The sequence below is a fragment of the Brevibacillus sp. HB1.1 genome (assembly GCF_013332445.1).
GTDB lineage: Bacteria > Bacillota > Bacilli > Brevibacillales > Brevibacillaceae > Brevibacillus > Brevibacillus porteri.
The window spans coordinates 1-19368 of record NZ_JABMIV010000011.1 but is presented as its reverse complement, the minus strand read 5'-3'; the positions used below and the strand labels follow the sequence as shown (position 1 = coordinate 19368).

Here is a 19368-nt window from a genome sequence, read left to right as displayed (position 1 = left end):
CCTTCCGTTACAATCGTGCGGACAACAGCGTGTAAGCTGCCCCTTCGTCCGTAATGAGTACATTCTGACACGATTGCTTAGCAAAGGAAAGAATCGCTTTTGCCTTGCTTTCGCCCCCCGCAATGGAGAGCACGGTTTCTGCCTTGTGCACTTCCTCTAGCTGTAAACCAATTGTCGGCATTCTGTGGACCGTTTCTCCCGCTTCATTAAAGTAGTAACCGAATGCTTCTGATACAGCACCCGTCTCCCCTAATTCTGCGAGCTCTTCCTCAGAATAATTCCGCCTTCTCGCCATCGTGACGGCATCCCCGATTCCATGCAAAACGATTCGAGTCTCGCCCAAGAGCGACAGCACATCTTGCACTTGCGGCTCTTTGACCAATGTCTGCAAGGCTTCTGGATGGAGGCGATCCGGTACGTGAAGAAGCCGATAAGAAGCACCTGTTTTCGCTGCCATGGCGGAAGCGAGCGTATTCGCTTGTAGCTCTACGCGTTCTCCCAGTCCACCGCGAGCAGGGACAAACTGAACGTTTTTGAACGAAGCAGAAGGCGTCAGATGACTTGCTACGCTGGCGATGGATGAACCACCTGTTACCGCTACAATGTCTCCTTCTTGCACGACCTGTTTGAGTACCCTTGCCCCTACCCGTCCCAGCTCTTCCTTTACCCAAGGCGATTGGTCTGCATTGCCCTGCACCACAATCACTTCTGATATGCCCAGCTTTTTTTGCAGGCGTTCCGCCAAGTCAGTAAGGCCGAATAGGTCTCCGACGAGAGGCTCCATGTCGTCCAAGACTTGTTGCCCTTCTTCACTCAGGCTCATTCCCGCAGCCGTTACATGAAGGAGCCCCGTCTCTTTTAGCAGTTCCACTTCTGCCCGCAAAATACGCTCAGTAGTATCCATGGCTTGAGCTAGACCTCTTCTGCCAATCGGCTGCAAATGATAGATGGATCGGAGCAACATGTACCGCTGACGCAAAACCTGAATCAAGTCAGGCAACAATTTTTGTTGCAGTTCCAGTAAACGTCGCATTTTGCCTTCTTCCTTGGTTACAAATTGTTGATCGGGACGTTAAAAGTCCCTGTATATACATTTTTTGTCCCGATTGGTGCAAAAAAAAGATCACTTGCTACAACTTGAATGTATCATATTTAACAATATCTTGCAAGTTCCCCCGAGTCCCTATAAAAAAGTGCCACTCATGACCGAGCGGCACGTCTATGTAATTCGTCTCGCAGCTCCTCTAGCGTCACCACATGTGTAATGGAACGAAATACGATTTCTCCATCAATCTCGACTACTGGAATGACAAACATCATTTCTTCATGCAAGACCGGATCACTTTCAATATCAACCATGCGCATACGAAGGGGGAGCTCCTTCGCCAAACTGCGGATGTAGAGCTCCACCTCGTCGCACAAATGACATTTTTTTCTCCCGTACAAGACAATTTCAAACGTTTCTTCATTCATGCCCGTTAAAACCTCTTTCGTTTAGCTGACGATGGGATCAGCATTTCTTCCCGGTACTTGGCAACCGTACGGCGGGAGATTTCAATCCCCTCTGTAAGCAGCATCTCACCCAGCTTTTGATCAGATAACGGAGACTTCCGATCTTCTTGTTCGATCAGTGCTTTGATTCTGCGCTTAACACTCTCAGAAGAAGTCACTTCCCCGCTAGATGTAGAGAGTGCTGACGTAAAGAAATACTTCAGTTCAAAGATTCCACGCGGTGTCTGGACGTATTTATTGCTGGTTGCCCGACTAATCGTCGATTCATGCAGGCTGACCCGCTCTGCTATTTCTTTTTGTGTCATGGGCTTTAAGTAATGAATCCCCCGATCAAAAAACTCCCGTTGCATATCGAGGATGGCCTGAGTTACACGCATGAGCGTCAGGCGGCGCTGCTCCAGACTTTTTGCCAGCCACATAGCAGCATTCAGCTTATCGTGAATGAACTGCTTGGCTTCATCCTGACTTTTTTGCTGGCTCAGCATCTTTTCATAGAAGCTGTTGATTTTCAGCCGCGGTGCAGCAACATCATTGACCAATACTACATAATCATTCCCGACCTTCTCTACCGTCACATCTGGAATGACATATCTTGTGTCTACTGCGGAAAAGGCCGCCCCTGGACGCGGATTCAGCGTACGGATCAAGTCTGCCATCGCCTGTACCTCTTGCGGTGTACACCCGATTTTGTCTGCAATCCGCTGATAGCGATTGTCCGCCAAATCTTGCAGGTGGTTGCGAACGACCTGAACGATCTTTTCATCATCGAGTGCCAAATGCTCGAGCTGCAGCAAAAGACATTCTTCTAGGCTGCGTGAAGCTACGCCTACTGGATCAAAATGCTGCAAGACGGACAACACGTCCTCAATCTCCAGCATTTCAGCACCTAGGCGCGTACTCGCTTCCTCCAGTGTAATTTCCAAATAACCCTTCTCATCCAGATTCCCGATCAAAAAGAGAGCGATCTGTTTTTGCAGCGACGAGAATCCTTTTACATAGCCGAGTTGACGCTCCAGATGTTCGTACAGCGTCTCCGCACCTTGCTGGACGTAATCCAACGGATTGTAAGTGCTTTCATTTTTCAACGAACCGTACTCACCTGTCGCGCGATTGCCCACAATTTCTTTCCAGTCAATCTCAGGAGCTGGTTTCTCTGCTTTTGCAGAAGCGACTTCTCCAGCAACTTCAAGGTCAAAAACAGGATTTTCATTGGCCTGATCCTGCAAATAGGAGATGAGATCAATGGCTGAATACTGCAATATGGTAATCGCTTGGCGTAATTCCGGCGTCATCACTAATTTCAGTGTTTGTTCTTGAAATAACCCCAATCCCATGTTCATGAAGCCCGCCTCCTTCGCACTTGCTCATGCTGCTCGATGACTCTTTATTTTCATTATATTCGTTCTCTCATGCAATTTTCCTGCCAAATTGATGAAGCAGAACACAAAAAACGTCGAAAGATCTTCACCAATGGACTTTTTCACTCTCGCTTACCTTATCACTAGTTTTTTCTGCTGAACTACTTTTTTTCGTTTGCATTGAGATTCTCGATGTTTTATAATGAAAATTGTCGTCACAATATACGCCTGTAGCTCAGTGGATAGAGCAATGGTCTCCGGAACCATGTGCGGGGGTTCGATTCCCTTCAGGCGTACCATACTAATAAAGACAAAGCGATCTCTTGGACTTCCAGAGGTCGCTTTTTTATGTTGAATCCCCATGGGAACAAAAAAAACAGCCCGATTATGAACTGTTTCTCTTGCGTGACATTTACTCGTTAAAAATCGCCTTGACATCAGGGGACCTATTGATGATTCCTCGTTTTATACAAAAGATAAACAAAAAACGGCGCTCCAATCGCTGCGGTAAAAATCCCAGCTGGTAAATCATGCGGTAAAAACACCGTTCTCCCAATCAAATCAGCCAAGACGACAAGCATCCCACCCAAAACAGCGGAAGCCGGCAGCAAGTAGCCATACGCTGAGCCAACTAGCCTACGCGCAATATGTGGAGCCATCAAACCGATAAAACTGATTCCTCCTGCCACACCGACCGCAGCACCTGCCAGTGCCACACTAATCGCAATCAAGAGCAATCTCTTCTTATCAATTGCTACGCCAATGCCTCTGGCGATATCATCACCGAGCTCCTGGGCATTCAAATAACGGATTTGGAAAATCGTAGCCACGAGAAACAAAAGCGTCCACGGAAGCAACGTCATGACATTTACCCAAGACATACCGTACACCGTTCCAGTCATCCACCCTAGAGCGTTTGAAGCTTTGTGGGTTTGGGTGATCACCATGAAAAAGATCGTTAATGCTCCCATCCCCGCTGATATACATACACCGACAAGCGCGAGGCGAAAAGGTGAGACTCCCTCCTTCCACGCAGTGAGATACGTAAGCGTAGCGGTTAGCAATCCACCGGTCAAGGCCACCAATGGCATCCATTGCACACTTACATCTTTTGCGAATGTGATAAATGCTACCGCTGCTGCCGTCGCTCCCGCTGTAGTTCCGATCAAATCAGGCGAAGCTAACGGATTTCGTACCAAGGACTGTAAGATGGCCCCCGATACCGCCAGGGAAGCCCCCACCATGACTGAAACGACAACGCGAGGCAACCGCCAATCGAGCACGATCAATTCATTCTGTTCACTGCCCGCTCCCACAAAAGCTTTGATGACTTCCCACACAGGAATATGCAAGCTACCTAAGCCAATACTCAATACAATCACAACAGATAACAGCAAAAATAGTATGAAATTAATTCCTAACGCCCGCTTATTTACATGAAACGAGAGCGCTGGCTTCTTGGTCCGAATGACTACATGTCTATGCATACGCCCTCCTCCTGACCAGCGGGATGATAAAGGCCACTCCGATCATGGCGGTTGCTACGCCTACTGGTACTTCCAAACGCATCGGCATCAATACAAGGCGAGAAAGCAAATCAGCGCAGACCAGAAAAGCTCCACCGAAGACGATCGAATAGGGAATCAACCATCGATGATCAAGACCGACTAAAAAACGACAAAGATGCGGGATGATGATGCCCACAAATGCAATCGGTCCGGCGAGCGCGACACTCCCACCTGCCAAGAGCACCACGATCAATATCGCTATAGCTTTTACCAAGATAATCTTTTGGCCCAGACCAGTCGCCACATCATCACCGAGTACCATCAAATTTAACGAACCGGTCAGTAGCATAGCGCCTAACCAGCCTACTAGCAAATAAGGAATGATCATAAAAAAATGATCGAGCTGTCTTCCCTCCACAGAACCAACTAACCAGTAAAAAGCCTCTGTCATCGTCTTTTCTTGCAGCAGCATAAACAGAGAGGTCACAGACGAAGCAAAAGCGGCAACCGCTGCACCCGAAAGTGTCAGCTTAATCGGAGTCATGCCTCCCCGCCCAGCGGAAGCCAACCCGTATACAAGCAGAGCAGTCACACCCGCTCCGATAAAGCCTGCCCACATCATTTTCGACACTGGGAATTGCGAGCCAAAAACAACAATCGTCGTCACAATAGCTGCTGCAGCTCCAGCGTTCACACCAATAAGAGATGGTGAAGCCAAAGGATTTCGAGTCAACGCCTGCAACAAAACACCTGCTACAGCGAGGCTGCTCCCCACCGCTACCGCTGTAAGTGTACGCGGCATTCGGGAAGTCGTAATAATCAAATGTTCCTCTGAACCGGAAAATTGGGTGTATGCCTCTACTGCAGTAGTGAGCGAATACCGATTGATTCCGAAAAGGATACTAGCTACCATCACGACTGCCAGGACGACGAGTCCTACTATGAGTACAGTAGTCTTTTGCAGTCGGCTGGACAAAATCACATTCACGCCTGTTCCCTTCTTTCCGTTGCATTCTACCTATTCTGTCTATTCGCTACATATGTATGTAAGTTTCTCCCACTAATCAGTCTAAGCTTGCGGATAGGGCTAGTCAATGATATTGATTTTTATTATCGCTATTGGAAAATTCAGCACAAAAATATCTATACTTTTCCTTTCATTCCAAAAAATATATTGACACATTGTCATATAAGCATATACAGTAGTGAAGAAAAATGATAATCATTATCAGTTAAAAGGGGGATTTTCCATCATGCGCAAAACTTCCCTGCGTTTGATGCTCGGGGCTATGCTTTCCGCTGTGATGCTCGTAACAGGTTGCGGGGGACAGGCAACGTCTACATCCAGCTCATCTTCTTCTACTCCAGCTGCGTCAACAACTACACCTGCACCGGCAGCGTCTGAAGAGAGAGAAGTAAAACACTTTATGGGGTCAACAAAAATAAAAGGGACTCCTCAGCGAGTGGTCGCTCTTACTAGTGAAAGCACAGAGGCTGTTCTCGCATTAGGGATTACGCCAGTTGGGGCTGTCATGAGTGGCCTCGGTAAACCTGGTGACCCATGGCATCCACATATTAAAGAGAAAATGAAGGATGCAGTTGAATTGGGTGACGAGAACCAACCGAATGTTGAACTGATCGCCAGCCTGAAGCCAGACCTGATTCTGGGAACAAAAGGACGCCAAGGGCAAGAAAAAGTATACGCTCAGCTTTCCGCGATTGCCCCAACCGTCTTCTCCGAGGATCTCGTAGGCAGATGGAAAATCAACTTTGCACTTTACTCCGAAGCGTTGAATAAAAAAGCTGAAGGCGACAAGCTGATGGCTGATTTCGATAAGAAGATTGAAGAGGCAAAAGGAAAACTGGGTGACAAGACGAAGATGAAAGTCTCTGTCGTTCGTTTCGTAGCTGGAAAAACTCGTCTTTACTTGAAAGACACTTTCTCTGGCGTTGTTCTGAGCCAGCTCGGCATTGCTCGACCAGCCTCCCAAGACATCGATGAGTTCAAAAAAGACATTCCAAAAGAGCTCATGGCTGAAATGGATGGCGATGTCATGTTTTACTGGATCGGTGATTATTCCGGTGATGGATCTGCCAATAAATACACCGAGGAATGGATGAAAGATCCGCTCTATCAAAAACTGAATGTCGCGAAAAACAATAAGGCATTCCAAGTTGACGAAGTGATCTGGAACGTAGGTGGCGGTATCCTTTCTGCTGAACTGCTTGTTGATGACATCGTAGAACGCTTCTCCAAACTGTAGGCTATATACTTTCCGATACCGTCAATAAAGCAGGAGTGGTTGAGATAACCACTCCTTTTCTTTTACCTACTGGCATTATTGATCGAGTTCCTTACTTCCAGCAGTATCCTTACTGGGCAGAATCGGATCTATTTGTTCAGGTTTACGCGAATAAGCTTTGTTTGTAACCAAAATCGTCGCACCGATGATGACGATAAAAATGAGCACCAACGCAACGATAAAACCAGTTGTCATGCATACACCCCCGACTTTTTTCTAACTCTCATTATAGCTGATTTCCATGCGAGTCAGAACCTTCATGCATAACCAATTCATTATGGAATAACAAACTATTCCAAATTTTGATAGGAAAATGGGTCTTATATCTCGAATAGTTACGACAACGCTATCTCACTCAAATACTTGATAGACTATGCGGGGGAAATCTGATGAACAAGCTTAATACCCCTTTCTTATGGAAAAAGAAACGCTCAAAAAAGGAAATCACGCAAGTGTTATTTCCAGATCAAATATTAAAAGCATTTTTTCACTTTACGACGGATGCCATCTCGATTAGTGATCTCGATAACAATATCGTCTTGGTGAATCATGCTTTTGAGCAATACTACGGTTGGTCCATGGAGGAGATTTACGCTTCACCGCTCTGCTTCATTCCAGACGAGTATAGGAGCGAGACCAAACAGTTATTTGATGCGGTCAGGAGCATGGGTGTCTTACTAACCAATTACGAAACCATCAGGCAGCGAAAAGATGGCACGAAGATGGATGTCATTCTGTCGGCTGCTCCAATCAAAGATGAAACGGGAAAAATTATTGGTGCTTCCTGTATTACCCGTGACATTTCCGACCGCAAAAAAATTGAAGAGGCCTTGCGTCAAACCGAAGCCAAATATCGTCTCCTCATCGATCATACCCAGGATATCGTGACGATTTATGATTTATCCATGCGACGCATCTATGCATCCCCATCAATCGAGCAATTGGGATTTGTTCCAGCCGAGGTTACTTCCCCTAACAATCTGCAACTCACACATCCAGAGGATATCCCTATGTTCAGGGACAAATTTCAAGAGATCATGGCAACGAAACAACCCGTTCATTTCGAGACGCGCTCTATGGATAGGAACGGAAACGAGGTTTCCTTCGAAACACGCGGTATCCCCATTTTAAGCGCGGTAGGAGACGTACAAAACATCATGTTAGTCTCGCGAAATGTCACAGAACGCAAATACTCTGAGGCCGCCTTGTTTAAAAGCGAGAAAACGAACAAAATCATCTCGGAATACACAGATGATCTTATTCTAATTACGGACAAAAACGGGGATATCCTCTATCTCTCCCCTTCTCATTCACGCGTAATCGAAACGAGTGAAAATTGCCGTCAGCTCACCTTTGCTGACATTCATCCAGAAGATCGGCAAACAGTCATTGACCACTTTCATCATTTGCTGGTGACCCAAGAACCAAAGATATGCGAGTTCCGTTTCCAAACGAAAAATAACAAATGGATCTTTCTCGAATCAAAGGGTGCCCCCATCCTGACGAAAACGGGAGATTGTGATGGCTTTATCATCGTATCGCGGGATATTACAGAACGCCGAAATAACGAGGAATTATTACGGAAGGCTGAAAAGCTGTCCGTGATTGGGGAGCTGGCTGCTGGGATCGCCCATGAGATTCGCAATCCCCTAACATCCTTGAAGGGCTTTATCCAATTTCTTTATCCGAGCATGAATGATAACCAGCAGTACGCTGATATCATGCTCTCTGAACTGGACCGGATCAATTTTATTGTGAGTGAATTGCTAGTCTTGGCAAAGCCTCATAGCATTCAAATCAAGCCTCTTCCGCTCATCCCTTTGCTGGAAAGCGTCTTGGCACTATTGAGTTCGGAAGCAAACTTGAAAAACATCGATTTCCGTACCGCATTTGCTTACCATCCGATCATTGCGGGAGAAGAAAACCAGCTCAAGCAAGTCTTTATCAATATCATTAAAAATGCCATCGAAGCGATCGACGGACATGGAGAGGTTCATATTGCCACCGCCTTAAAAGACAATCATCAGGTGCTCATTACGCTTACGGATACAGGCTGTGGAATCTCTGAAGAAATGATTCACAAGCTGGGTGCTCCCTTTTTCACGACAAAAGAAAACGGGACTGGCCTCGGCCTCATGATCAGCAGCAAAATCATGAAAGACCACAACGGTAGCCTGGAAATTAAAAGCAGGGAGCACGAAGGTACAGTGGTAGAGATTACACTGCCGATTGTACAGGACCAAATTGGGTCATCCTAGAAAGGTGTACATCCCATTATCAGCGGAGGTGCCCTATGGATTTCACCAAAATGAGCACAAGTGAGTTTGTGGCCAAAATTCGCGAATCCCAAGCGAAAAACCTGCGTAGCAGACAGCATCAGGGCTATGGTCATCCGGAACAGCGGCTGCCCAGCAAGCAACGAGTATAACGAAACAAAAACCCACCTGCGAGCTCATTGCTGGGCCAGGTGGGTTTTTGTTTGTTATTGTGGATCCTGCTTATTCAGGTTACGATCTCTTTCAGACTTTTGCTTTTGGGTGCCTTGCGTCTTGCTGCTGTGTCCTTGGTTGCCGCCATTCTTCGTATTACGATTGTTTGACATCAGAATCCCTTCCTTTTCATTCTGGTATTCATGCCAAACGTAGTATGTCCCAAACGGCTGATTCATAATGAAGAATTACTTCGCTTCACCCATAAATACTTTCTTTCCATCCTCATACTTGTACACATATACGGAAGCAAAGTCGTTGTCGCCTTTTTCATTGAATGTTACGTTGACGAATTTGCCTTTGTAATCTTTGGTTTTGTGAACAGCTTCCAGCACTTGTTCACGAGTTGGCTTTTTGCCGCCATTTGCTTTGATCGCTTCTTCCAGACCGTTCAGCATAACCCCCATGGAGTCATAACCAAACGAAGTGAAGATCCCTACTTTGTTGCCAGTCGCGCTCTCGAAATCTGTGATCCATTTCTTGCCGTCTTCGGTAGCACCAATATCACCAACAGTAGAAGTAAAGACTACGTTATTCGCATTTTCCGCACCAGCAATTTTCACCATGTCAGCGGAGTCGTAGCCATCGCCACCCATGAAGACACCCTTGAAGCCTTTTTCACGTGCTTGCTTCACGATGATCCCTGCATCAGAGTAGTATCCACCGAAGTAGATCATCTCTGGATTTTTCGCAAGGATTTGGGTGATGATCGCACTATAATCCTTCTCGCCTGCCGTTACCCCTTCATAGCCGAGAACTTGTACGCCGTCTTTTTCAAATTGCTTTTTCACTTCTTCTGCAAGACCTTGTCCATAAGCAGCCTTGTCATGCATAACGAAAGCCGTTTTTACATTCAATTGATTTTTGGCAAAAATAGCAGCCTTAGAGCCTTGTTGATCATCACGCGCACAAATACGGTGTACGATCTTCTTGCCTTGCTCAGTCAAATCGGATCCCGTTGCGGAAGGAGATACCATTACGAGCTTTTCTTGTTCATATTGCGCTGCTGCTGTAATCGAAGCACCTGTTGTAGCATGGCCAACTACTCCGACTACGTCAGGATTTGAAATCAACATTTGTGCGACTGCTACCCCTTGTTTCGGGTCAGCTTGGTCGTCTTGCGCGGACAATTCAACATCAAAGCCAAGTGCTTTGAATGCCTCCTTTTTTTCTTTCAACGCATATTCAGCACCAGCTTTTGCTGTGCTTCCGTAGTCGGAGTACTGACCAGACATCGGACCAACTACAGCAATCACGAGCTTCTCAGTAGCTCCGCTTGCACCGCCCGTGCTTCCTCCGCTATTGTTGCTCGGCTGTGGTGTCGCGCTTTGTCCACCAGTCCCCGTACCTCCACCGCAGCCCGCGAGCAATGTGCTCAGAGCAAATGTTGCAGCCAGTATCGACAATGATTTCTGTTTTTTCATTGCAAAAACATCCCCCTCTTTATTTATGAGCAAACTATGAATCACAATCTTATTGTAGGATATTTTAGAAAATTTGCAATAGAAATGATTAAAAGAAGAATCAATCAAAAGACCTCTATTGCTGTCTGCTAATAGAGGTGTATGACGTATTGCATCAAGGAAATAGCCACTTCTCTGCATAGAAATGGCTATCTTGATGAAAAGGCATCTCATTCATTTCAGGAACAAATTGGAATAATTAGCTTGTAAGTGCGCGTTTTGCATCGTGATCTAGGTCGAAAACTTGCGAAGCATACACACCCCTCTACTCTTTCCATATATCTCCTATGCAACTCTATCGCCAATCATGACCAGACTATAAGAAAACCTTTAGCGACGCCTGTTCATGAGCAAACGCGTTTTAGCGGAACGTTTTCATGTGCTCTGGAAAGTACGTTGAAAAAATAAATATCCCACGAACAAATGTTTTTGTGCACAACCTGTGCATAACATTGTGGATAACTTTCGAAAGTGAGGCTTGCCATGGCAGGGGAACGTTTTTTTCTCATTTATCAAGAGGCCAGTGACGAAGAATGCTTATTGACCATTGAACCATACAAAGATCAACAGGAGCTAGCGGAAGCCATCAATCAGCTGCAAGCCAAACAAGTCGATGAGTATACGATCATCAAGGGAAAAAAGATGAAGGCCACGCTGAAACTCGCCGTCGATTTGACCGAGGCCGATGAGAATTCTAAGGAATGAATGTTTTCTTTTTGGAGTAGGTTTAGACAAAGGGAATTTGGCAAACATGGTAGTGAGGGCGCGCACTTATGTGTTTGACCTTCATTGACCTTTTGTGTATGATATTGTTACAAAGAGAGGAGGAAGACTAGATGCATATGAATTTAATTCCAACCGTCATTGAACAGACGAACCGCGGGGAACGTGCTTACGACATTTATTCCCGCCTGCTCAAAGACCGCATCATCTTTCTGGGAACCCCAATCAACGACACCGTAGCCAATATCGTTGTGGCACAGTTGTTGTTCCTTCAGGCGGAAGATCCGGAGAAAGACATTCACTTGTACATAAACAGCCCAGGCGGTTCTATTACTGCTGGTATGGCAATTTACGATACTATGCACTTCATCAAGCCAGATGTATCCACCATTTGTATCGGAATGGCTGCTTCGATGGGAGCATTCCTGCTGGCTGCTGGGGCAAAAGGCAAACGCTTTGCTCTGCCAAACAGTGAAGTCATGATTCACCAACCATTGGGTGGTGCCCAAGGACAAGCGAGCGACATTGAGATCGCCGCAAAACGTATTTTGAAGATGCGTGATCATCTGAACACTATCCTGGCTGAACGCACTGGACAGCCTTTGGAGCGCATCCAAAAGGATACCGATCGTGACAACTTCCTCTCTGCCGCAGAAGCAGTAGAGTACGGATTGATTGACAAAGTAATCACTTCCGAACCGTCTTCCAAAAAATAAGAAATACGTAGTAAAAAAAGCACTCGTGCCTGGACTACTGGCCGAGTGTTTTTTTGTATGCCGAGCAAACCCCAAGAGGCTTCCCTTGATTTGCCCGGCTTTTTCAATGGATCATTGTGACACTTCCATTAACTGACTGACATACACCGTCCGGCTATGTCCTGGATTTTTTTCCTCATGCACACGTGCTGTTGACGTTTTTTCGTCTACAGCATCGATCCAAACGGCTTGTCCTTCGTACTCTACCTTGATATGGTCGTCGGAGCTCATAATGGCTTGTGCTCTCGTTACATTCATAAGCGGCTCCCTATTGCTCATCTTCAAGGGCTTGCTTGGCTGACGACGCCCCTGTCATTGTGTCTACACTGGTTTCTTCAATCAGGCCGTTCTGGTCGGAAACGATCCCTCCCCCTAGTCCTTCGTTAATCATCCGGTCAATGTCCATGTCAAAGCAATCGCGGCCTTCGTGGCACGAATCACGGTTACTCATGTCTGATTCCTCCTTCATGCAATATACATGGTTAGAAATGCCCTGCCCGAAGTGAATTGATACATATTCATCAAGATGACCAACAAAAAAAGACACCTCCCTTAAGGGAAAAGTGTCTCTCGTGACTCTATTCTTCCTTGCTTACCAGATTCGTAAGGCTAGTAACTGCCTGGGAGGCATCCGGCCCTTCTGCCAAAATGGTAATTTCCGTTCCAGAGCTGATTGCGAGGCTCATGATACCCATGATGCTTTTCGCATTAACCTTCTTGTTGCCTTTTTCTACGAATACTTCCGATGCAAAACGGTTAGCCTCCTGTACGAAAAAGGCTGCTGGACGAGCTTGCAAACCGGTCTTTAACTGAACCACGACCTGCTGTTGAACCATGAATGGACCTCCTTACTTGTAGACTATTATCCTTTAGTATAACATGCATCTACATCGAAATATTTTGTTTTTCTCGTATTTTGTCAGCGATTTCGTTAATTTTTCGCAAGCGGTGGTTAATGCCCGATTTGCTCACTACTCCGCTTGGCACCATCTCGCCCAATTCTTTCAAATTGATATCAGGATGAGCCAATCGTAGCTCCGCGACCTCGCGCAGACGTTTTGGCAAATTCTCCAATCCCATCTCTTGATCGATGAGCTGAATATTTTCCATTTGTCTGGTGGCTGCATTCACCGTTTTGTTTATGTTGGCGATCTCACAATTGTGTAATCGGTTTACTGAGTTCCGCATGTCCTTTACGATTCGGACGTCCTCGAAATACAGAAGCGCCTGATGAGCCCCAATCAAGCTCAAAAACTCTGTAATCTTTTCGCCTTCTTTAATATAGAGAACATACCCTTTTTTCCGCTCGATGCACTTGGCATTTAGTTTATACCGATTGGCGATCTTGGTCAATGCTTCGCAAAAATCCTGATAGGAAGTGAAAATCTCCAGATGATAGCTGGATGCCTCTGGATGATTCACCGATCCCCCCGCCAAAAAAGCCCCCCGCAAATAAGCAGCGCGGCAACAGGACTTTTTCACGATCTCAGGAGCGATTCCTGGGATAAACGACAGGCTTTGATCCATGATGCCCAAGTCTTGCAAGATATCATTGGCCTTATTCGGAATACGCACAATGTAGACGTTGTTCTTTTTCAATCGCATTTTTTTGCGAACCAGCAGTTCAGCGTGTATCTGAAACAACCTCTTGATTAGCGTGTAAATGCGTCGGGCAATCGCCGCGTTCTCTGTCGTCACATCCAGCACCAGTCGTCCGGCTCCAAACTGCAGACTTCCATTCATTCGAATCAAGGCTGAGAGCTCTGCCTTGCTGCAGCAATCGGCACCCTCCGTCATGGTAAGTTCTTTTTTGGTATGCGCGGCGAATGACATCGACTTCACTACTCCTTCTCTATCTTCAGCACCTTCCGTCTACGTTTGACGAGTGACACAACCTGCTTGCTGACAGCATGTGCATCATGACGTAGGTATCCGTCCTCAAATGTGACTAACGGCTTCGCCACCACATTTAAACCGAGTTGGCGCAATTGCTTTAAATCACATCGGACAGGAGCTGCTCCTTTTTCCGTATATTTGTCCAATACATGGGTAGGCAGCTCGGCTGAATTGACAATGATCGTATCCAGAAATGGTCTATCTACATGGTCATACATGACATTGACGTGCCTGGATGCAGAAAAACCGTCTGTCTCCCCCGGTTGTGTCATGACATTACAAATGTAGATTTTCGGGGCTTGTGCGCGTGTAATCGCTTCAAATAACCCGCGTACTAATAAATTGGGCAGGATGCTCGTATACAAGCTGCCAGGCCCAATCAAAATGGCATCCGCGTCGGCAATGGCCATCAGGGCTTCGCTCAGAGGAACAGCGTCCTCCGGATCAAGGAATACCCGCTTGATTTCTTTGCCAGTCAACGGTATTTGGGATTCTCCGATTACGAGAGATCCATCTGTCATTTCCGCTTTCAACTGAATCGACTGCGTGGAAGCTGGCAATACATCTCCACGTACTGCCAAAACTCCGCTTAGTGTTTTGACTGCGGTGACAAAATCTCCAGTGATTTCGTTCATCGCTGCAAGTAATAGATTTCCCAAATTATGCCCTGCTAATCCCGTGCCTGTGGAAAAACGATATTGCATGACTTTTTCCATCAACGGCTCTGTATCGGCCAGAGCAGTCAAGACGTTTCGAATGTCGCCAGGTGGAAGCATATCCATTTCTTCTCGCAAACGTCCAGAGCTTCCCCCATCGTCTGCTACCGTCACAATCGCTGTGATATGCACCGGCTCGTGCTTCAAACCGCGTAGAAGGACGGACAAACCCGTTCCTCCGCCAATAACGACTACCCGTAATGGCCTTGACTGTAGCCTCCCGACTCCCTTAGTAGGCATATGTCACCTCATTATTTCTAATACACATACCACAGGTGGCTTTTTATGCACGCTTCAATCTTTCCTGCCATCTTATGCTCATTTGTTCTTTTCCATGTCTCGATGACTGACACGGACAGAAAAATCTTTACCAAAGGTTTCTCCCAAATGTTCTGCAATGGCGACCGAGCGATGCTTGCCACCGGTGCATCCTATTCCTATCACAAGTTGACTTTTTCCTTCTCGCTGGTAATGCGGCAGGGTGTACCCCAAAAAGTCTGTAAGCTTTTCTAAGAATTCTTTTGTGTCCTTGTGCTTCATCACATACTCTGCCACGTCTGGATCACATCCTGTTTTCGGACGCAAATCCTCCACATAATGTGGGTTAGGCAAAAAACGGACATCGAACATCAAGTCAGCGTCTATTGGTGCGCCGTATTTGAAACCAAACGACAAAACATTAATCGTAAGTGGTGATCCTTGTTGACCGTATTGGTTGATGATTTTTTCTCGAAGCTGAACTGGCTTCATTTGACTCGTATCGATAATCTGATGCGCCCAGCCCTTCATTTCCTCCAACAAACGGCGCTCAGCGTGAATTCCTTCCAAAGGCGAACCGTTCGGGGAAAGCGGATGTCTGCGACGTGTTTCCTTATAGCGAGAAACCAATGTCTGATCGTTCGCATCCAGATAAAGGATGTGGTACGATAATCCATTCATCTGATTGAGGCTCTCCATGGTTACGGCTAGATTTTCAAAAAACTCACGCCCTCGCAAGTCAATCACCAATGCGACTCGCTCAATACTCCCACCAGACTGTTTGACCAACTCAGCAAATTTGGGAATCAGTACAGGGGGTAGGTTGTCTACACAAAAAAAGCCCAGGTCCTCCAAGCTTTGTACAGCAACTGTCTTTCCCGCACCTGACATTCCGGTAATAATCAGGAGATTCATGGCCTTGTCGTTTCCCAATTCCGTCACGCAACTCGCCTCCTACGATTCTGACAATAGCATACCATATTGTCCACCTTATTCGCACCTTTTTGAACCGCTTCCCCTGTTTTTCCAATGATGTCTTCTACAGGCGTATAAGCTTTTTTAGAAAAAAAGATGCGTGACTGAATGCCAGCCACGCAACAATTGTTTATATAGATAAGGGGGTCAATTCATTGTCTATAGATTACTCTTGAATTATTTCACCCATGTTACAAGCAGGTTAAGAGATTGTGACATTTTGTTCCTTTAGCTTTTCATTAAGCTCTTCTACATAGTGTTGAGCAGATTGAGCAGCGATTGAACCGTCTCCAGTAGCTGTCACGACTTGTCGCAGCATTTTTTCACGTACATCTCCTGCTGCAAAAACACCTTTTACTTTGGTGTACATTTTTTCGTCTGTCAATACGTAGCCTGCGTCGTTGGTGATACCCAGTGGACGTACGCTAGCAGTCAATGGGTCCATACCTACGTAGATGAACACCCCATCTGCTGGGTATTCTCTTTGTTCACCTGTTTTGGTGTTTTCCAAGAGAACCGCTTGTACTTTGCCTTCACCACGGATTTCTTTTAGTTCTGTATCCCAGATCACTTCGATTTTTTCGTTATCGAAAGCGCGTTTTTGTAGGATTTTCTGTGCACGGAACTGATCACGACGGTGTACGATCGTCACTTTGGAAGCGAAGCGAGTAAGGAACACAGCCTCTTCCACTGCGGAGTCTCCTCCACCAACAACCACCAGCTCTTTATTGCGGAAAAATGCACCGTCACATACCGCGCAGTAAGAAACGCCACGGCCGGACAATTCTTTTTCGCCTTGTACACCGAGCAAACGATGCTCTGCACCAGTTGCCACAATAACAGACTTGGTCAAGTATTCCTTGTCACCCGTGATAACGCGCTTGTACGGCTCTTCATCGCGGATTTCTTTGATTTCGCCATATGCATACTCCGCACCGAATTGCTGTGCATGCTCAAACATTTTTGTAGAGAGATCAGGGCCAAGAATAGAAGTGAAGCCTGGGTAGTTCTCGATATCTTCCGTGTTCGCCATTTGACCGCCTGGAATTCCTCTCTCCAGCATCAATGTGCTCATGTTCGCACGGGATGTATATACAGCAGCCGTCATTCCAGCAGGGCCAGCTCCGGCGATAATCACATCATAAATTTTTTGATCGCTCATGGTTGTTGCCTCCTCATCTCACACAGTTCTGTTTCCTTATTTAAATTAATTATAATGTAATAATCTATTTAAAATCAAGTGTCGACAAAACTTTGACGCACTTTGCCAAGGTAGCGGCAGAAATGCCGTATTTTTGAGCTAGAAGGGCTTGTGACTGTTTTTCGTTCGTTATCGTTCCGTATACATATTCTAATGCTGCGACCCACGCTACTTCTTTTCGCACTTGTACAAGACTTTGGGCATATTCATGATGCTTGCGCCATACATCGAGGCACCATTCTCCGGCCTCTTGCTTGCCCTGTGAGAGCAAATAACGGCTTATGCCTTCTTCTATACTGCCCTTTTGCTCATCCGTCGCGGGTGAACCATTCGATCCATCAGGAGTTCCTTCCGGCATGTCTGCACCCATATCAGCCAAAGCCAGCAACGCCAACTTTTGCAGCTGTTGGTTATCCGTCTGGTAATAAAATTGACGGACCGCGGTTTCAGCTTCATCGTCTCCGATCAGAGACAAGGTTTGCAACACCGCGAATTTCACTTCATCGCGTCCATGCTGCAATGCCCAGAGAAGGGAAGCTCGGATCATCGGGTCTGTTTTAAAATCTTCCACTCCCGTGAATGAGGCCTTTTCCCAAGAAACATCACGTTGGTTCGTATTGTATTGGTAGGGGATCGGTTTTATAGTCTCCCCTTCTTGTTCGTTTTTTACCATTTGAATGTACTGATCTGCGATTCCTGCTTCTGGGTCTAACTGCTTGGCTTTTTGCCACCAGCGCAGTGCCTGATCCTTTTTCCCGCTCAAATAAGCTGAGATCGCAGCATAGTGGTACGTGCACGCTTCATGCGGCCGTCCATTTCGCAGCATGCGTTGGTAATGGAAATACGCTTCATCATGCTGGCCAAGCACTCCCATTGTTGTTGCGAGCTTATAGGTATTTTCCGGATGGAACGGAACGACCTTTTTCAGCATATCAATCAAGCTCAACAGCTCTGTCGTTTGATTGTGATGGGAGAGCAAAACCGCCAAATTGCACAGTGCATGCAGATTTCCTTCTTCCTTATCCAGCGTCTGTTCGATTGTCTCCATCGCCTTCTGGAATTCCCCAGCATAATAGTAGGCGAGAGACAAATTGTTCCACGCTGGCAAAAAGTCAGGATCGGCTTCGACGATTTCTTTTAAGGTATCCAGTGCCTCCAAGAAACGTCCCTCTTCCAGACTCCGACGAGCTCGTTCATGCTTGCTGTATACGTCCTCTTTTTCACTTGGGAGGAAGTGTCGCGGTGGCATGTCCAGCTCAAAGTAAATATAGTCGAGGAGCTCTTCGGCCTCTTCCCGATACGGTCCAGTGCTATCTTCTTGTAAATAACGAACAGCCATTTCTTCTGCCATAGGGTAATCTTCTAAGTTGGCATAGTTGTTCGCCATGTAGAAATACACTTCTGTCATAGATGGGTCCCATTTTTCTATCACTTCATAGAGGACTTCATTTGACGCTTCAAACTGTCCGGTTTCAGCTAAAGCACTTGCCAAATGGCAGTGGCATTCTGCATTCGTTGGCTCCATTTCAACTGCTCGGCGAAATGAACGCAATGCTTTATCATAGTCGTACCGATTCAAACAACGCATTCCCCGGTCAACAAAAAAAGCAGCATCTTGCTTAAAGTCAACGACGGTCGTTTTCTTCAAAATACTTTTGTTATGTTTCATAAAACCTCCAACATCGTAGGAGCTTACACTCCAAGTATCGTACCAGAAGCATCGGCACCCTACAAGCTGACTCGTCTTTTAAAGTGTTCAGCGGATAAATCAAGAAACACCACTGGCACATAGCAAGTGGTGTTTACGAACAAAAATGGAGCGGACGAAGGGTCTCGAACCCTCGACCTTCGCCTTGGCAAGGCGACGCTCTACCAATTGAGCTACGTCCGCACATCTTATCAACTATTCATATTTTGTCCGATTGAAAAAACTGGTGAGCCATGAAGGACTCGAACCTTCGACCCTCTGATTAAAAGTCAGATGCTCTACCAACTGAGCTAATGGCTCGTACATGGTGGCTCGGGACGGAATCGAACCGCCGACACGAGGATTTTCAGTCCTCTGCTCTACCGACTGAGCTACCGAGCCATATACTTTGTTCGCCACTCTTGAATAAGAATGGCGGAGCTGACGGGACTCGAACCCGCGACCTCCGGTGTGACAGACCGGCGTGAACTCCAACTTCACCACAGCTCCATATAGAAGGCTTG

At 46.4% G+C, this 19368-nt stretch carries 20 protein-coding genes and 5 tRNA genes; 6 read left to right on the top strand and 19 right to left on the bottom strand.

From position 1 onward, the window contains the following. Window positions 1–7 precede the first annotated feature (7 nt). From HPY27_RS23805 to rpoN, 3 genes are all read right to left on the bottom strand, one after another. Window positions 8–1033 (bottom strand): sugar-binding transcriptional regulator, encoded by a 1026-nt coding sequence (locus HPY27_RS23805; RefSeq protein WP_017251634.1) that lies wholly within the window; start codon window positions 1031–1033, stop codon window positions 8–10. Window positions 1034–1200: 167 nt separating this feature from the next. Further along, window positions 1201–1473, bottom strand: a complete 273-nt coding sequence (locus tag HPY27_RS23800; protein ID WP_174226125.1) for a glutaredoxin family protein — start codon at window positions 1471–1473, stop codon at window positions 1201–1203. A 5-nt stretch (window positions 1474–1478) separates the two neighbouring features. Continuing rightward, the gene (gene rpoN / locus HPY27_RS23795; protein ID WP_173623923.1) at window positions 1479–2852 is read right to left on the bottom strand and encodes an RNA polymerase factor sigma-54; all 1374 of its coding nucleotides are present in this window, start codon (window positions 2850–2852) and stop codon (window positions 1479–1481) included. 242 nt (window positions 2853–3094) lie between these two features. Between rpoN and HPY27_RS23790 the strand changes: the two genes are divergently transcribed. Next, window positions 3095–3169 (top strand) — tRNA-Arg (locus HPY27_RS23790). 147 nt (window positions 3170–3316) lie between these two features. Here the strand turns inward: HPY27_RS23790 and HPY27_RS23785 are convergent. Both HPY27_RS23785 and HPY27_RS23780 read right to left on the bottom strand, forming a co-directional pair. After that, window positions 3317–4357 carry a FecCD family ABC transporter permease gene (locus HPY27_RS23785; RefSeq protein ID WP_017251631.1) on the bottom strand — a complete coding sequence of 347 codons (1041 nt, stop codon included), beginning with the start codon at window positions 4355–4357 and terminating at the stop codon, window positions 3317–3319. Continuing rightward, window positions 4350–5366, bottom strand: coding sequence for a FecCD family ABC transporter permease (locus tag HPY27_RS23780; protein ID WP_174226124.1), 1017 nt, complete (start codon window positions 5364–5366; stop codon window positions 4350–4352). The genes HPY27_RS23785 and HPY27_RS23780 overlap by 8 nt, the downstream gene beginning before the upstream one ends. Window positions 5367–5631: 265 nt before the next feature. Here HPY27_RS23780 and HPY27_RS23775 point away from each other — a divergent pair, with 265 nt between their 5' ends. Further along, the gene (locus HPY27_RS23775; protein ID WP_017251629.1) at window positions 5632–6642 is read left to right on the top strand and encodes an ABC transporter substrate-binding protein; all 1011 of its coding nucleotides are present in this window, start codon (window positions 5632–5634) and stop codon (window positions 6640–6642) included. Between the two features lie 75 nt (window positions 6643–6717). Here HPY27_RS23775 and HPY27_RS23770 read toward each other — a convergent pair whose 3' ends face one another. After that, window positions 6718–6876 carry a hypothetical protein gene (locus tag HPY27_RS23770; protein ID WP_017251628.1) on the bottom strand — a complete coding sequence of 53 codons (159 nt, stop codon included), beginning with the start codon at window positions 6874–6876 and terminating at the stop codon, window positions 6718–6720. A 194-nt stretch (window positions 6877–7070) separates the two neighbouring features. On the opposite strand from HPY27_RS23770, the gene HPY27_RS23765 reads away from it, so the two are divergent. Both HPY27_RS23765 and HPY27_RS23760 read left to right on the top strand, forming a co-directional pair. Beyond that, the gene (locus HPY27_RS23765; RefSeq protein WP_174226123.1) at window positions 7071–8939 is read left to right on the top strand and encodes a PAS domain-containing sensor histidine kinase; all 1869 of its coding nucleotides are present in this window, start codon (window positions 7071–7073) and stop codon (window positions 8937–8939) included. A gap of 35 nt (window positions 8940–8974) precedes the next feature. Then, window positions 8975–9109: a DUF4023 domain-containing protein gene (locus HPY27_RS23760; protein ID WP_017251626.1), complete on the top strand. Its 135-nt coding sequence runs from the start codon at window positions 8975–8977 to the stop codon at window positions 9107–9109. A 249-nt stretch (window positions 9110–9358) separates the two neighbouring features. Here HPY27_RS23760 and HPY27_RS23755 read toward each other — a convergent pair whose 3' ends face one another. Next, on the bottom strand, window positions 9359–10594 hold the full coding sequence (locus HPY27_RS23755) for a branched-chain amino acid ABC transporter substrate-binding protein (protein WP_017251624.1): 1236 nt from the start codon (window positions 10592–10594) through the stop codon (window positions 9359–9361). Window positions 10595–11116: 522 nt separating this feature from the next. On the opposite strand from HPY27_RS23755, the gene HPY27_RS23750 reads away from it, so the two are divergent. Both HPY27_RS23750 and clpP read left to right on the top strand, forming a co-directional pair. Next, entirely contained in the window at window positions 11117–11338 is a 222-nt protein-coding gene (locus HPY27_RS23750) for a hypothetical protein (RefSeq protein ID WP_026043328.1), read from the top strand. A gap of 131 nt (window positions 11339–11469) precedes the next feature. Next, window positions 11470–12072: an ATP-dependent Clp endopeptidase proteolytic subunit ClpP gene (gene clpP / locus HPY27_RS23745; RefSeq protein WP_007720441.1), complete on the top strand. Its 603-nt coding sequence runs from the start codon at window positions 11470–11472 to the stop codon at window positions 12070–12072. 111 nt (window positions 12073–12183) lie between these two features. On the opposite strand, the gene HPY27_RS23740 is transcribed toward clpP, so the two are convergent. The 12 genes from HPY27_RS23740 to HPY27_RS23685 form a co-directional block, all read right to left on the bottom strand. Beyond that, the gene (locus HPY27_RS23740) at window positions 12184–12369 is read right to left on the bottom strand and encodes an H-type small acid-soluble spore protein (RefSeq protein WP_017251623.1); all 186 of its coding nucleotides are present in this window, start codon (window positions 12367–12369) and stop codon (window positions 12184–12186) included. Between the two features lie 10 nt (window positions 12370–12379). Continuing rightward, window positions 12380–12562, bottom strand: a complete 183-nt coding sequence (locus HPY27_RS23735) for a hypothetical protein (RefSeq protein WP_017251622.1) — start codon at window positions 12560–12562, stop codon at window positions 12380–12382. A 127-nt stretch (window positions 12563–12689) separates the two neighbouring features. Further along, window positions 12690–12947, bottom strand: a complete 258-nt coding sequence (locus HPY27_RS23730; protein ID WP_048034964.1) for an HPr family phosphocarrier protein — start codon at window positions 12945–12947, stop codon at window positions 12690–12692. A gap of 49 nt (window positions 12948–12996) precedes the next feature. Next, window positions 12997–13944: a DNA-binding protein WhiA gene (whiA, locus tag HPY27_RS23725; RefSeq protein ID WP_017251620.1), complete on the bottom strand. Its 948-nt coding sequence runs from the start codon at window positions 13942–13944 to the stop codon at window positions 12997–12999. An 8-nt stretch (window positions 13945–13952) separates the two neighbouring features. After that, window positions 13953–14963 (bottom strand): gluconeogenesis factor YvcK family protein, encoded by a 1011-nt coding sequence (locus tag HPY27_RS23720; protein WP_017251619.1) that lies wholly within the window; start codon window positions 14961–14963, stop codon window positions 13953–13955. Window positions 14964–15041: 78 nt separating this feature from the next. Then, a complete protein-coding gene (gene rapZ, locus HPY27_RS23715) occupies window positions 15042–15923 on the bottom strand; it encodes an RNase adapter RapZ (RefSeq protein ID WP_007720425.1) in 882 nt (293 codons plus the stop codon). A gap of 235 nt (window positions 15924–16158) precedes the next feature. After that, window positions 16159–17118 carry a thioredoxin-disulfide reductase gene (trxB, locus tag HPY27_RS23710; RefSeq protein ID WP_017251618.1) on the bottom strand — a complete coding sequence of 320 codons (960 nt, stop codon included), beginning with the start codon at window positions 17116–17118 and terminating at the stop codon, window positions 16159–16161. A gap of 64 nt (window positions 17119–17182) precedes the next feature. Further along, the gene (locus tag HPY27_RS23705; protein WP_174226122.1) at window positions 17183–18826 is read right to left on the bottom strand and encodes a tetratricopeptide repeat protein; all 1644 of its coding nucleotides are present in this window, start codon (window positions 18824–18826) and stop codon (window positions 17183–17185) included. A gap of 146 nt (window positions 18827–18972) precedes the next feature. Beyond that, window positions 18973–19048: transfer RNA gene (locus HPY27_RS23700), tRNA-Gly, on the bottom strand. Window positions 19049–19089: 41 nt separating this feature from the next. Continuing rightward, window positions 19090–19165 (bottom strand) — tRNA-Lys (locus HPY27_RS23695). Between the two features lie 5 nt (window positions 19166–19170). Then, window positions 19171–19246 (bottom strand) — tRNA-Phe (locus HPY27_RS23690). Between the two features lie 31 nt (window positions 19247–19277). Beyond that, window positions 19278–19354: transfer RNA gene (locus tag HPY27_RS23685), tRNA-Asp, on the bottom strand. Window positions 19355–19368: the final 14 nt, after the last annotated feature.

Bases quoted from the DNA above. Each gene is read 5' to 3' on its own strand.
- HPY27_RS23805 (WP_017251634.1), bottom strand. From the start codon at position 1,033: ATGCGACGTTTACTGGAACTGCAACAAAAATTGTTGCCTGACTTGATT.
- HPY27_RS23800 (WP_174226125.1), bottom strand. From the start codon at position 1,473: ATGAATGAAGAAACGTTTGAAATTGTCTTGTACGGGAGAAAAAAATGT.
- rpoN (WP_173623923.1), bottom strand. From the start codon at position 2,852: ATGAACATGGGATTGGGGTTATTTCAAGAACAAACACTGAAATTAGTG.
- HPY27_RS23785 (WP_017251631.1), bottom strand. From the start codon at position 4,357: ATGCATAGACATGTAGTCATTCGGACCAAGAAGCCAGCGCTCTCGTTT.
- HPY27_RS23775 (WP_017251629.1), top strand. From the start codon at position 5,632: ATGCGCAAAACTTCCCTGCGTTTGATGCTCGGGGCTATGCTTTCCGCT.
- HPY27_RS23770 (WP_017251628.1), bottom strand. From the start codon at position 6,876: ATGACAACTGGTTTTATCGTTGCGTTGGTGCTCATTTTTATCGTCATC.
- HPY27_RS23765 (WP_174226123.1), top strand. From the start codon at position 7,071: ATGAACAAGCTTAATACCCCTTTCTTATGGAAAAAGAAACGCTCAAAA.
- HPY27_RS23760 (WP_017251626.1), top strand. From the start codon at position 8,975: ATGGATTTCACCAAAATGAGCACAAGTGAGTTTGTGGCCAAAATTCGC.
- HPY27_RS23755 (WP_017251624.1), bottom strand. From the start codon at position 10,594: ATGAAAAAACAGAAATCATTGTCGATACTGGCTGCAACATTTGCTCTG.
- HPY27_RS23750 (WP_026043328.1), top strand. From the start codon at position 11,117: ATGGCAGGGGAACGTTTTTTTCTCATTTATCAAGAGGCCAGTGACGAA.
- clpP (WP_007720441.1), top strand. From the start codon at position 11,470: ATGCATATGAATTTAATTCCAACCGTCATTGAACAGACGAACCGCGGG.
- HPY27_RS23740 (WP_017251623.1), bottom strand. From the start codon at position 12,369: ATGAATGTAACGAGAGCACAAGCCATTATGAGCTCCGACGACCATATC.
- HPY27_RS23735 (WP_017251622.1), bottom strand. From the start codon at position 12,562: ATGAGTAACCGTGATTCGTGCCACGAAGGCCGCGATTGCTTTGACATG.
- HPY27_RS23730 (WP_048034964.1), bottom strand. From the start codon at position 12,947: ATGGTTCAACAGCAGGTCGTGGTTCAGTTAAAGACCGGTTTGCAAGCT.
- whiA (WP_017251620.1), bottom strand. From the start codon at position 13,944: ATGTCATTCGCCGCGCATACCAAAAAAGAACTTACCATGACGGAGGGT.
- HPY27_RS23720 (WP_017251619.1), bottom strand. From the start codon at position 14,963: ATGCCTACTAAGGGAGTCGGGAGGCTACAGTCAAGGCCATTACGGGTA.
- trxB (WP_017251618.1), bottom strand. From the start codon at position 17,118: ATGAGCGATCAAAAAATTTATGATGTGATTATCGCCGGAGCTGGCCCT.
- HPY27_RS23705 (WP_174226122.1), bottom strand. From the start codon at position 18,826: ATGAAACATAACAAAAGTATTTTGAAGAAAACGACCGTCGTTGACTTT.